This window comes from Variovorax sp. YR266, assembly GCF_900107295.1.
Classification (GTDB): Bacteria; Pseudomonadota; Gammaproteobacteria; order Burkholderiales; family Burkholderiaceae_C; genus Variovorax.
In genome coordinates this window covers 112757-125001 of record NZ_FNPM01000012.1, presented here as the reverse complement: position 1 = coordinate 125001, position 12245 = coordinate 112757, and the positions used below count along the sequence as shown (strand labels likewise).

The following is a 12245-nucleotide window of genomic DNA, read 5'->3' as shown; positions in this document are numbered from 1 at the left end:
TCACCCGCGCCACTGGCGCAGCAGCTCCGCCGAATCGACCACCAGCCCGAGGTGCAGCGACACCATTGCCAGCGCCGCGCCCTCCAGGTGCGGGTCGGTGCCGCGCACCAGGTCGCGCAGCACGATCACGCGGTAGTTGTGGTTGTTGGCGTCGAAGGCCGTGTTGAGCACGCAGCAGTCGGTAAAGCCGCCGTTGAGCACCACCGTCTCGATGCGCTGGTTGCGCAGCAGAAAGTCGAGATCGGTCGGGTAGAAGGCCGACAGTCGGCGCTTGCTGTCCACGCGCATGTCGCCGGGCTCGACGCGCGTGACCCACTCGGTCCACTTCGAGCCTTCGATGGCGTGCGCGTCGGCATTCGGAATTTCGCCGACATGCAGCGGAAAGGTGCGCCGCCATGCAGAAGGAATGCCGCGAATGTCGTCCACGCCATCGGGCCGCAGCACCGACTTGATGTGCACGATGCGCACGCTCAGCGCGCGCACTTCGTCATGGAAGCTGTCGATGGGCGCCACCACGTCGCGTGCGCGCGGCGCGGGGCAGGGGCAGTCGGGGCTGTCGTCGAGGTGGCCCCGATGCATGTCGATGGAGACGACCGCGGTGGTGGCGGGGTTCAGGTAGTCGGCGAATTGCGCCGCGTCGAGCTCGCGCTCTTCGTTGTAGACCCAGGCCTTCATCGGCGTTCTTCTCTCACGTAGGGTTGGCCCAGCGCGCCGGGCTCTTCATCGGCGCCGCGCCGCGAGAGCGCGACCCACACCATCACGCCGAGCGTCACCGCATACGGCGTCATCATCACGAAGTACTGCGGCAGCTGCACGCCGGCTGCGGCCAGCTGCGGAATCAGCGCCTCGATGCAGCCGAACAGCAGCGCGCCGACCAGCGCCTTCCACGGCGACCAGCGCGCGAAGATCACCAGGCCCACCGCGATCCAGCCGCGTCCGCCGGTCATGCCCGCGATCCACAGCTTGGTGCTGACAACCGAGATGTAGGCGCCCGCCAGCCCCACCAGCGCCGAGCCCGCGAGCACCGCCGCGAAGCGCCATGCCGTCACGCGGATGCCGGCCGCGTCGGCCGCCTGCGGGTTCTCGCCCACCGCGCGCAGCCGCAGGCCGGTGGAGGTGCGTGCGAAGAACCACGCCACCGCGCCGAAGATCGGCAGCGTGAGCCACACCATCGCGTTCTGCTCGAAGAGCCTGCCCACGACCGGCAGCAGCGACAACGGCCACAGCGCCATCGCGCCGATGCCTTCGGTGGCATGGTTGGTCCAGTCGGCCATCGAGCCGACCAGCGCCGTGAGCCCCTGGCAGAAGAACACCAGCGCGAGACCGGCAATCACCTGGTTCACGCGCAGCCAGATCACCATTGCCGCGAACAGCACCGACACCACGCTGGCCGCGAGCATCGCGAGCACCAGCGACACGGCCGGCTGCCCGATGGCGATCTGCGCGCCGATGCCGGCGAGTGCGCCGACCAGCATCAGCCCCTCGGCGCCGAGCGCGAGCACGCCCGCGCGCTCGCAGATGATGAGGCCGAGTGCCGCGAGCGCATACGGCACCGCGAAGTCAGGCGTGCTCGCGAGCCAGTTGAGCATGATGCTGCCGCTCATTGCGCAGCCTCCCCGCCCACGCGGCGCAGCCGGTGGCGAATGAAGAAGTCGCTCGACGCCACGCACACCACGATCACCGCCTGGATGAGCTGCACCATCGAGAACGGCACCTGGTAGAACACCTGCAGGCTGCGTCCGGTGACGAACAGCGCCGCCACCAGCAGCGCCACCACCGTGGCCGCGAGCGGGTTGTTGCGCGCGAGAAAGGCGATGAGGATGCCCGAGAAGCCATAGCCCTGATAGAAGGCCTGAGTGAGCCGGCCCTCCTGCCCCGCGACCACCGCGAAGCCCGCGAGTCCGGCCATCGCGCCCGACAGCAGCACCGCGCCGTAGATGGTGCGCCGCACCGGCACGCCGTTGGCATGCGCGACGCGCGGGTTCGCATCGACGAAGCGCAGGTAGAGCCCCACGCGGCTCACGCTCACCAGCCACCACGCCAGCAGCGCGACGATGCCCGCAAGCAGGATCGAACTGCCGATGCCCGCACCCAGCTCGGGCAGCCGCTCGAACACGCGGAACTGCGGCGAGTACGGAAAGTTGTCCTTCGGGTCCTTCCAGCTGCCGTAGACCAGGTGCAGCAGGAAGTTGGCCGCCATGTAGTTGAGCATCAGCGTCGAGATGATCTCGTTCACGCCGAGCTTCAGCTTGAGCCACGCGGGGCCCAGCACCCACAGCAGGCCGCAGCCGACGGCTGCCGCAAACATCAGCGGCAGGCGCAGGTTCTCGGGGCCGATCTGCCAAATCGAGACGGTGGTCGCGCCGATGGCGCCCCAGATCATCTGGCCCTCGAGGCCGAGGTTCCAGAAGCGCGCGCGGAATGCGATGGAGCCCGCGAGGCCGACGAGGATCATTGGCGCGGCCTGGAACAGCACGGCGCGGAAGTTCTGGCCGTCGAAGAAGGTCTGCATCACGAACTCGTTGGCGAGTTCGTCGGCGGGCACGCCCGCGGCTACGAGGATCGCCGCGGAGATGGCGAAGCCCACGAGCAATGCGGCCGCGAGGATCAGCGCCTGCCAGCGCCAGGCCATGTGCTGGCGGATTTCGAGCGCGTAGCGGCGGCGCGCGAGCGGTTGTGTGTGCTGCTGCGAGTTCACCTGGGTCCTGGGCGCTTGTGCCATGTCGACGGAGAGCGAGGCATCAGCCATGGTCCACCATCGCCTGTCCGATGGCCTGCCGGTCGGCGGGCTGCGCGAACTCGCCGGCGATGCGTCCGCGCGTCATCACGCCCACGCGGTCGGCCAGCTGCAGCACTTCGTCGAGGTCCTCGCTGATCAACAGTACTGCCGCGCCGCTGTCGCGCGCGGCGCGCAGCCGCGCGTGCACCTCGGCGCTGGCGCGCACATCGAGCCCGCGGCTCGGGCTGTGCGCAAGCACCAGCGTAGGCGACTTGCCGAATTCGCGCGCGAGCACCAGCTTCTGCGCATTGCCGCCCGAGAGCAGCGCGGCCTTCTGCGCGACCGAGCGCACGCCCTGCACGTCGAAGGCGCGCACCGCCTCCTGCGTGTCGCTCTGGATGCGGCCGCGGCGCAGGCGCCACACGGGGCCGTAGCGGCCGGTGTGCACGCGGCCGATGGCGTAGTTCTCGGCGACAGAAAGGCCACCCGCGAGCGCGAGCCCGTAGCGGTCGGCCGGAATGGCTGCAATGCCGATGCCGCGGCGTGCCGATGCGGCCATGGTTTTCAGGTCGCCGTGGCCTTCGAGTCGTATCTCGCCTTCCGTGGCTTCACCCGGCAGGCCCATGATCGCGCCCGCCAGCTCGCCCTGGCCGTTGCCGCCTACACCGGCCAGGCCGTAGATTTCGCCCGCGTGCAGTTCGAGATTCACGCCGTCGAGCACGCGCCGGCCTTCGGGCGAGGCGGGTGTGCGCAACCCGCGCACCGAAAGGCGCACGGGGCCGCGCGATGCGGTCGAAGCCTGGAATCCTTGCGTGGCAATCGATTCACCCACCGTGAGCTTCACCAGCTCGGCGACCGATGCTTCGCCCGGCTTCAGCGTGGCCACCGTGCGCCCGCCGCGCATCACCGTCACGCGGTCGGCATAGGTCTTCACATCGGCCATCTTGTGCGTGACCAGCACCACGGCGGAACCGGCGCGCGCCAAGCCCTGCACCGTCTGCAGCAGGCGCGCGGCCTCCTGATCGGTCAGCACGGCCGTGGGCTCGTCGAGGATCAGGATGCGCGCACCCGCGAGCAGCACCTTGAGGATCTCGACGCGTTGCTGTTCGGCAATCGACAGTGCATCGATGCGTTTCGACGGATCGATGTCGAAACCCAGCTCCGAGGCCTTGTTGCGGATGTCGCGCTCGATCTCGCGCAGCCGCTCGCCATGGCTTTGGAACTCGGCCGGCGGCGGCGCGGTGAGCAAGATGTTCTGCGCCACCGTGAAAGGCCGCACCAGCTTGAAATGCTGGTGGACCATGCCGATGCGGTGTTTTGCCGCGTCACGCGGACCGGCGAAGCGCACCGCGTTGTCGTTCACCAGCAGCTGCCCGGCCTCGGGCGCATAGAGCCCGGCCGCGATGTTCATCAGCGAAGACTTGCCCGCGCCGTTCTCGCCCAGCAACGCATGCACCTCGCCCCAGCGCGCGGCAAAGTGAGCGTCGGTCAGCGCCGCGAAGCCGTCGAAGGACTTGCGGATGCCAGTGAGTTCTAGCGCGTTGTTGGGCATGAAATTACTTCTGCGTGACCACGCCCTTGACGAACCAGTCCATCTTCCACAGGTCCGCATCGGACAGCACCGCGCCCTTGGCAACGCGCTCCTTGCCGTCGCGGTCGGCGAGCGGGCCGGCGTAGACCTGCTTGCCCTTCATGATCGCGTCGCGCTCGGCGGTGATGACCGCGGCCTTGTCCTTGGGCACGGCGGGGCCGAAGCCCGCGATGTCGGTGCCGCCGTCCTTCATCTCGATGAAGGCGCCGTACTGCGCGGGCTTCCAGTTGCCGGCCATCACCTTCTTCAGCTCAGGCGTCAGGAAGCGGTCCCACACCCACACCGAAGAGCAAAGCGTGGCCTTGGGCGCGAACTGGCGCAGGTCGCGGTGGTGGCCGGTGCCGTACACGCCGCGCTCCTGCGCGACGATCTGCGGCGTGGGGCTGTCGACGTGCTGGCCGATCACGTCGGCGCCCTGGTCGATGAGCGCGGCGGCGGCGGCGCGTTCCTTCACCGGGTCGTTCCAGGCGCCGGTGTAGATCACGTTGACCGTGGCGTTCGGGTTCATCTTCTGCGCGCCGAGCGCGAAGGCGTTGATGGTCCAGTTCACAACGCCGAAGGGGTTGGCCGCGACGAAGCCGAGCTTGCCCGTCTTCGATGCGGCGCCTGCGGCCATGCCGCAGAGGTACTGGCTTTCGTAGGTGCGGCCGTAGAACGATTCGAGGTTGCTGCCGTTGGTGGTACCCGAGCCGTTGAGGAAGGCGACATCGGGGTACTTGGCAGCCAGGTCCTTGAAGCTGTCGGAATAACCGAAGGCCGTGCCGATCACGATGTTGGCGCCGCGCTGGATGAACTTCTCCGCAGCGGGCTTGATGGCCGATGCGTCTTCGGGCACGTTCTCGACGAACTGGATCTTCTGGCCGATTTCCTTTTCGATCTTCACGCGGGCCTCGTCAAAGGCCTGCGTCCAGCCGCCATCGTTCTTCGGGCCGAAGTAGAGCATCGCGATCTTCGGCTTGTCCTTCAGCGTGAAGCCGTCGGCGGCCGCGGCGGGCAGTGTGGTGAAGAACGCGCCGCTGGCCGCGATGGTCATCGCGAGGCCCAGGCCGGGAGTGAGGGTGCGCAACTGCATGGGACTACCTTTGGTGAGAGGCTTTGAAGAAAGGGAGGACGGAAAAAAGAGAACGAGCGCAGCGCACGTCACATCATGAAGTTGATGCGAAACACATTGCCCTCGGGATCGAGCAGCACCGACTGGTACCAGTTGTAGTAAGTGACGTACGGCGGCTTGACGAGCGTGGCGCCGGCTTCGAGTGCGACCGGCACCATGCGGTCGACGTCGGCCTGGCTGTCGACGTCGATGTTCAGCAGGAACTTGACGCCGCGTGTGTCTGAAAACTCGCTCAGGTGCAGCAGTTCGTAGGCATCGAGTGCGTTGAAGCCAAGGCTCGACTTGCCGGTGTCCAGGCCTCGGAAGATGGGGGAGCGGATCGCTTCGATTTCGGGGAAGCCGAATACGCGCTGGTAGAAGCCGCTGAGTGCGACCACGTCTTTTGCGAAGACGTTGACGTAGGAGAGGTGGGCCATGTTCAGTTGCTCATTGGGCGTTTGCTGTTGTTCTTGTTCGGGGTGCGAGCACGCCGTCGGCGTGATCGCACCCCGAAGAACAGCAGGCAGTCATCTCAAGCCATCGCCTTCGTGCCACCAAAGGTCGTCTGTTTGACGAACTTCGAGGTCAGGTGGTCCCCAGAAGAAATCGGCGCGTACTTCGCCGACTCCCCTGGCGCGAGGCAGCTAGGCAGGCACTCGACCATCGCGTCGTAGTTCGGCTGATGGAAGAACACCAGCGATTGCCGGCGGTTGGTGCTCGCGATCTCGAAAGGCGGGTTGATCACGCGGTGCAGCGTGGACACCCACTGGTCGTTGGTCCACTGCATCATGAGGTCGGCGATGTTGACCACCAGGCCACCCTCGACCTGCGGCACGTCCACCCACTGGCCGGCCTTGTTGAACACCTGCAGGCCCTTGTCGTCGGGCAGCACGATGGTGAGGCTGCCGTAGTCGCTGTGCGCGCCCGCACGCAGCTGGCCGGGCAGCGGCTGTTCGCGCTGCGGCGGATAGCTCAGCACGCGGAACATGCTGATGTGCTTGTCGATCTTGTCGTCGAAGAAGGTCTCGGGCAGCGACAGGCCGAGCGCAAAGACACGCATCAGCGAGCGCGAGAGATCGCTCATCGCCTCGAAGTAGCCTTCGTAGGCTTCGCGGAAGCCTTCGATGGGCGGCCAGCTGTTGGGCTCGAAGTGCGGACCGGCGGCGGGGCCGCGGTGGTAGTCGTCTTGCGGCACGTTCGACGGGCCGATAGAGAAAGATTCCTTCAGGTCGCCGGGGGCCGCTTCTTCGAGGCTGTACGAGAGCCCTTCCTCGCCCACCGCGCTGTAGCCGCGCACCGCGTCTTCGCGCGGGCGGTCGACCTTGCGCTTTTCGCCCAATGGCATGTCGAAGAACTTGCGCGAGAGCGACGACACGCGCGAGATCAGCTCGGGCGCAATGCCGTGGTTCGTGATGACGAGAAAGCCGATGCTGCGGCAGGCCTCGTCGACCTTCTTCGCGACCTCGGCCTTGCCTTCGGCGGTGCCCGCGAAGTAGGGCGCTAGATCGATGATGGGGACGGACAGCAGGGTCATGGCAGGTTCCTCATGCTTGGCATGCCTTTCGCCATGCAACGTCTGTGCCAGTTGGACCAAATGGACAAAACGCATTCGTCGCGTCAGCATGGTGCGCAACGACGCGCTGCGAAGGCGGCTGCGGCGCAAGGCGATGCACCACGGCCTTACAGTGGTGCGCTGTGCTGTCTGCCGATTCACCAACGAACGAACAAGAGCGAGGGAAGATGCCGAAGACCAAAGCGCTGGCTGCCAGTGCCAGCAAAGAGAAGAGCCCGGCGCGCAAGCGCGCAAAACCTGCGGTGCGCAGTGCGTCCGCGGTGAGCCGCCGGCTGCGCCAGATCGAGGACAAGCGCAGCGCGATCCTCGGTGCGGCGCTGGGGCTGTTCTCTCGCTTCGGCCTGCATGGCACGTCGATCGACCAGGTGGCGGCACGCGCCGATGTATCGAAGAGCAACCTGCTCTATTACTTCGCGAACAAGGAAGAGCTCTACGTCAACGTGCTGCGCGATCTGCTCGCGCTGTGGCTCGAGCCACTGCGCGGCTTCAGTGCCGAGCAGGACCCTGGCGAGGCCATCGGCGACTACATCCGCCGCAAGCTCGTGGTTTCGCGAGACAGGCCCGATGCATCACGGCTCTTCTGCCTGGAAATGATCCAGGGCGCGCCGCTACTGCGCGACGAGCTCGACCGCGAACTGCGCACGCTGGTGGAGAAAAAATCTGAGGTGATTCGCGCCTGGGTCGAAGCGGGAAAGCTGGCGCCCGTCGATCCGCATCACCTGATCTTCGCGCTGTGGGCGGTGACGCAGCACTACGCGGATTTCGGGGTGCAGGTGCAGGCGCTGTCGGGGCATACGCTGGACGATGAGGCGTTCTTCGAGAAGACCGTCGAGAACGTGCAGCGCATCTTTCTTCAAGGCATCACGCCGCGCTGATTCGGGAGGAGGTCAGTGCGGCGGCGCCGCGATCTCGTGATAGCGCCGGTCGAAGTAGATCAAGCCCTGCGTCGCACCACCGATGACAATGGCCACCGCTTCGCAGAACAGCACGTCGTGCGTGCCCGCGCTCGTCGCATGCACCACGCGGCAGTCGAAGGACACGGCCGCGTCGTCGAGCATCGGCGAACCGGTGGTCTTGCGGCTCCACTGGCCGGCGGCGAAGCGCTCGTCCATCGGCGTCTTGCCGCCGAACAATGCGGACAGCGACTGGTGCCCCGCGGCCAGCACGTTCACGCACAGCACGCCGTTGGTCTTGAACGCCGGGTACACCGAGGCCGAACGGTTCAGGCACACCAGCAGCGTCGGCGGCTCGTCCGTCACGCTGCACACGGCTGATGCCGTAAAGCCGGAGCGGCCCGCGGGGCCGTCGGTGGTGATGATGTTCACCGCCGCGCCCAGCCGCGCCATCGCGTTGCGGTAGTCGGCCTTCTCCAGGCTCGGCAGCAGGCCGGCGGGGTTCGATGACGATGAAGCAGCGTGGGAGGCCATGGCATTCAGCAGCATGTGGTGAGTCCTTCAGGCCAGCACGCAGGCCTCGTCGAAGGGCAGCCGCGGCAGGCGGCCGAACACCTTCGACGCATCGCCGTGGCCCAGGTTGATGAGGAAGTTGACGGTCCAGTCGGTGCCTTCGAAGAATGCCGCGTCAACTTTCGCCATGTCGAAGCCCGACATCGGGCCTGCATCGAGGCCCACTGCACGCGCTGCGAGCAGCAGGTAGCCCGCCTGCAGGCTGGCATTGCGAAAGGCGGTTTCGTGCGTGGCCTCGGGGCTGCCGGTGAACCAGCTGCGCGCATCGGCATGCGGGAACAGCGTGGGCAGCTTGTCGTAGAACTTGCGGTCCCACGCGGCGATGACCGTGACCGGTGCGGCCATGGTCTTGTCGAGGTTGCCCTTGGAGAGAGCCGGTGCGAGGCGCTGCTTGCCTTCGGGCGTGCGCACGAAGACGAAGCGCGCGGGCGAGCAGTTGGCCGATGTGGGGCCGAGGCTCGCCAGCGCATAGATCTGCTGCAGCTGTGCGTCGGTGACGGGTTCGTCGGTCCAGCCGTTGTGGGTGCGCGCGCCGGTGAAGAGAAGCGACAGCGCGGCGTCGTCGAGTGTGGATGCAAGAGTTGTGGTCATGCTGGAACGGCGGATGCGCTGACCCGCGAGAGAAAGTCGAGCAGGCTGCGGTTGAAGGCTTCGGCTTCGGTCACGCTGTGGGCATGGCCGCCGTGCGGCATGAAGTCGAGCGTGACGTCGCTCAGGCCATCGGCCAGGCGCTGCGAGCAGGTCCAGGGCACGAGCGTGTCGTCTTTCGCCGCGGCGATGAGCGTGGGCGCGGTGATGTCGGCGAGGCGAGCGTCGATGTCGAAGGCGCGCAGGGCAGCGATGCGCGCACGCATGTTGGCCTCGCCCGGAAAGTGCGCGAAGGCGTGGTCGACTTCGTCGGTCACGCGCTGTGCGTGTTCGGCGGCCCAGGCTGCGGGGTACAGGAAGATCGGCTGCGCTTCCACGTACGCGCGCGGGCCGCATGCGCCGAGCAGTGCGAGCCGCGCATCGAAGCAGCGCGCCGAATGCGGGTTGGGCTTCGACCACGCGTTGATGAGCACGAGGCTCGCAATGCGCGAAGGCGCGTCGAGCGCTAGCTGCAAACCCACGAGGCCGCCGAGTGCATGGCCCGCGAAGTGGCATTGCGAAGTGTTCGTGGCGTCGAGGATTTCGAGCACGTCCTTCGCCATGTCTTCGATGGCATACATCTCTGGCAATGCGGCAGGGCTGCGGCCGGTGCCGCGCTGGTCGTACGCAATGACGCGGTGCCCGGCGGCAATCAGCGCGCCGAGCTGCGGCTGCCAGAACCCGGCCGAGCCACCGAGGCCCGACGACAGCAGCACGGTGGCTGCGGCATCGGACGGCCCGTGCACTTCGTAGTGCAGCGACGGCATGTGCTTCAGCCCTTCTTGCCGACGTGCGCGATCGAGGCGATCTCGACCAGGGCATCGGGCTTCACCAGGCCGCACTGGATGCAGTAGCGCGCGGGCTTGGTGCCGGGAAAGAACTCGGCATACACCGTGTTGATCTTCCCGTAGTCGGCCCAGTCCTTGATCATGATCTGGTTGAAGGTCACGTCGTCCATGGTGCCGCCCGCTGCCTCGACCACGCCCTGGATGATGGTGAGCACGTGACGAGCCTGCGCGGCCGCGTCGCCCACGTGGACCACGTTGTTGTCCTTGTCGAAGGGCAGCGTGCCCGACACGTAGAGCACGCCGTCGGCGAGCGTGCCGGGAACGTAAGGGGCGAGTGGCACGCCGGTGCCGGGCGGGATGATGGCTTGCTTGGGCATGAAGAGAGCTCCTTGAAAAGAATCAGACAGTGGCCGCTTCGGCCGGTGCGGGTTGGGTGATGGATGCGGGTGCGAAGGTGCGGCAGAAGTGCTCCACCGTGGAGACCCATCCGAAGAAGGTCTCGACGTTGTAGACAGATGCCTTCTGGATCGCGGGCCCGCCGAGTTCGTGCGTCGCGTCTTCGAGCATCACGGCGAAGTATTCGAGGTGAAAGGCGTCGCGCAGCGTCGATTCGACGCACACGTTGGTGGCGATGCCGGTGAACACCAGGTGGCGGATGCCGCGCGCGCGCAGCGTGCTGTCGAGCGTGCTGTTGAAGAAGCCGCTGTAGCGCGTCTTCGGCACGACGATGTCGCCGGGCTGCGGCTTCATCTCTTCGATGAGTTCGTAGTCCCAGCCGCCCTTGGCGAGGAACTTGCCCTGCAGCTCGGGCTTTGCACGCATGGTCTTGAGCGCGTTCGACTTGTGCCAGTTCGGCGAGCCGGGGCCGCCGGCCTCCACGTATGCCGCGTCCCAGCCGTTCTGCAGGAACACGACCAGCATGCCGGCCGCGCGTGCAGCCGCTATGGTGCGCGCGATGTTGGCGATGGTGCCTTGCGCGCCGGAGATGTCGAAGCCGGCCGAGTCGACGTATCCGCCGATGGATGCATAGGCGTTCTGCATGTCGACGACGATCAGCGCGGAGTCGCTCGCGTGCAGTGCCAGCGGCTCGGGGCGTGCGGGCAGCACCAGCGGTGCCGGGGCGCCCGGCAGGCGCGGTGCGCCAACGGGGGTGTTCGATGTGAGGGTGGTGTTGCGTGCGGGAGTGCTCATGTGACGCTCCTGCTCAGGCCGCGAGGCGTTCGGGTTCGACCCGCGACGGCACGGGGCTCTGCACATGCGCGCGGCTCTTCATGTGCGGCTGGATGCGTTCGCCGAAGGCCTCGACGCCCTGCAGGAAATCGTCGAAGGTCAGCAGCACGCCTTCGGTGCCGGGCACCTCGGCCATTTCGTCGAGCATGCGCGCGACGTTTTCATACGAGCCCACGAGCGTGCCCATGTTGATGTTCACGGCCGAGGTTGGGTCGGCCATCTGGCGCACGTTGGTGTCGGCGCCCGACTTGGTGTCGGCCGCGCCCTGCTGGCCCAGCCATGCGATGGCTTCGTGGTCGGCGCCGGCCTTGTAGTGCTCCCACTTGGCGCGCGCGGCCTCGTCGGTCTCGTCGGCGATCACCATCATCAGCACGTAGGTGGTGACGTGGCGACCTGTCTTCGTGGTGGCTTCGATGAGCTTCTCGGCCGCGGGCGCGAAGGCCTTGGGCGTGTTCACGCCCTTGCCGAAGCAGAAGTTGTAGTCGGCGTATTTGGCCGAGAACTCCATGCCCGCGTCGCTCTGGCCGGCGCAGATCACCTTCATGTCGGCCTGCGGCTGCGGGCTCAGGCGGCAGTCGTCCATCTTGAAATGGTCGCCCTTGAAGTCTGACTGGCCGGTGCCCCAGAGGTCGCGCAGCACCTGGATGTATTCGCTCAGGTACTGGTAGCGCGTGCCGAAGAACTGGTCGCCGGGCCACATGCCCATCTGCGAATACTCGGGCCGCTGCCAGCCGGTGACGAGGTTCAGGCCGAAGCGGCCGTTGGAGATCGAATCGATGGTGGACGTCATGCGCGCCACGATGGCCGGCGGCATGACCAGCGAGGCAGCGGTGGCAAAGAGCTTGATCTTGCTGGTGACCGCCGCGAGGCCCGCCATGAGCGTGAAGGACTCGAGGTTGTGGTCCCAGAACTCCGTCTTGCCGCCGAAGCCGCGCAGCTTGATCATGGACAGCGCGAAGTCGACGCCGTAGCGCTCGGCCTTCAGCGTGATCTGCTTGTTGAGTTCGAAGCTGGGCTTGTACTGCGGTGCGTTTTCGGAAAGCAGCCAGCCGTTGTTGCCGATGGGAATGAAGATGCCGACGTTCATGGAGGGGCTCCTGTTGCGAGGTCGTGAAGCTCCTTGCATGCGCCGTGCCAGTTGGATAAGCCATTTGAAATCAA

The 12245-nt window shown here is 66.6% G+C and carries 14 protein-coding genes; 1 reads left to right on the top strand and 13 read right to left on the bottom strand.

Annotated elements, in window-relative coordinates; genetic code table 11:
* The 7 genes from BLW48_RS26905 to BLW48_RS26875 form a co-directional block, all read right to left on the bottom strand.
* Positions 1–675, bottom strand: a complete 675-nt coding sequence (locus BLW48_RS26905; protein ID WP_093178501.1) for a cysteine hydrolase family protein — start codon at positions 673–675, stop codon at positions 1–3.
* On the bottom strand, positions 672–1604 hold the full coding sequence (locus BLW48_RS26900; protein ID WP_093178499.1) for an ABC transporter permease: 933 nt from the start codon (positions 1602–1604) through the stop codon (positions 672–674). Before BLW48_RS26900 ends, BLW48_RS26905 begins: the two co-directional genes overlap by 4 nt.
* Positions 1601–2722 (bottom strand): ABC transporter permease, encoded by a 1122-nt coding sequence (locus tag BLW48_RS26895; protein ID WP_177142421.1) that lies wholly within the window; start codon positions 2720–2722, stop codon positions 1601–1603. The genes BLW48_RS26900 and BLW48_RS26895 overlap by 4 nt, the downstream gene beginning before the upstream one ends.
* A gap of 19 nt (positions 2723–2741) precedes the next feature.
* Positions 2742–4271, bottom strand: coding sequence for an ABC transporter ATP-binding protein (locus BLW48_RS26890; protein WP_093178496.1), 1530 nt, complete (start codon positions 4269–4271; stop codon positions 2742–2744).
* Between the two features lie 4 nt (positions 4272–4275).
* Complete coding sequence (locus BLW48_RS26885; RefSeq protein ID WP_093057712.1) at positions 4276–5382, bottom strand: BMP family ABC transporter substrate-binding protein; 1107 nt, start codon at positions 5380–5382, stop codon at positions 4276–4278.
* 68 nt (positions 5383–5450) lie between these two features.
* The gene (locus tag BLW48_RS26880; RefSeq protein WP_093178495.1) at positions 5451–5837 is read right to left on the bottom strand and encodes a VOC family protein; all 387 of its coding nucleotides are present in this window, start codon (positions 5835–5837) and stop codon (positions 5451–5453) included.
* 95 nt (positions 5838–5932) lie between these two features.
* The gene (locus BLW48_RS26875; protein WP_093057784.1) at positions 5933–6934 is read right to left on the bottom strand and encodes an isopenicillin N synthase family dioxygenase; all 1002 of its coding nucleotides are present in this window, start codon (positions 6932–6934) and stop codon (positions 5933–5935) included.
* Between the two features lie 206 nt (positions 6935–7140).
* Between BLW48_RS26875 and rutR the strand changes: the two genes are divergently transcribed.
* Entirely contained in the window at positions 7141–7848 is a 708-nt protein-coding gene (rutR, locus tag BLW48_RS26870) for an HTH-type transcriptional regulator RutR (protein WP_093057710.1), read from the top strand.
* 12 nt (positions 7849–7860) lie between these two features.
* On the opposite strand, the gene rutF is transcribed toward rutR, so the two are convergent.
* Genes rutF through rutA form a run of 6 tightly spaced genes read right to left on the bottom strand, consistent with a single transcriptional unit; the run spans position 7861 to position 12171 of the window.
* Entirely contained in the window at positions 7861–8415 is a 555-nt protein-coding gene (rutF, locus tag BLW48_RS26865) for an NADH-dependent FMN reductase RutF (RefSeq protein WP_093178493.1), read from the bottom strand.
* A 12-nt stretch (positions 8416–8427) separates the two neighbouring features.
* Complete coding sequence (locus tag BLW48_RS26860; RefSeq protein ID WP_093178492.1) at positions 8428–9030, bottom strand: malonic semialdehyde reductase; 603 nt, start codon at positions 9028–9030, stop codon at positions 8428–8430.
* The gene (gene rutD, locus BLW48_RS26855) at positions 9027–9833 is read right to left on the bottom strand and encodes a pyrimidine utilization protein D (protein ID WP_093178490.1); all 807 of its coding nucleotides are present in this window, start codon (positions 9831–9833) and stop codon (positions 9027–9029) included. The genes BLW48_RS26860 and rutD overlap by 4 nt, the downstream gene beginning before the upstream one ends.
* Before the next feature lie 5 nt (positions 9834–9838).
* Complete coding sequence (gene rutC / locus BLW48_RS26850) at positions 9839–10231, bottom strand: pyrimidine utilization protein C (protein ID WP_093057706.1); 393 nt, start codon at positions 10229–10231, stop codon at positions 9839–9841.
* A 22-nt stretch (positions 10232–10253) separates the two neighbouring features.
* Positions 10254–11045 (bottom strand): pyrimidine utilization protein B, encoded by a 792-nt coding sequence (rutB, locus tag BLW48_RS26845; RefSeq protein WP_256330941.1) that lies wholly within the window; start codon positions 11043–11045, stop codon positions 10254–10256.
* 13 nt (positions 11046–11058) lie between these two features.
* Positions 11059–12171, bottom strand: a complete 1113-nt coding sequence (gene rutA, locus BLW48_RS26840) for a pyrimidine utilization protein A (protein WP_093057705.1) — start codon at positions 12169–12171, stop codon at positions 11059–11061.
* Positions 12172–12245 lie beyond the last annotated feature (74 nt).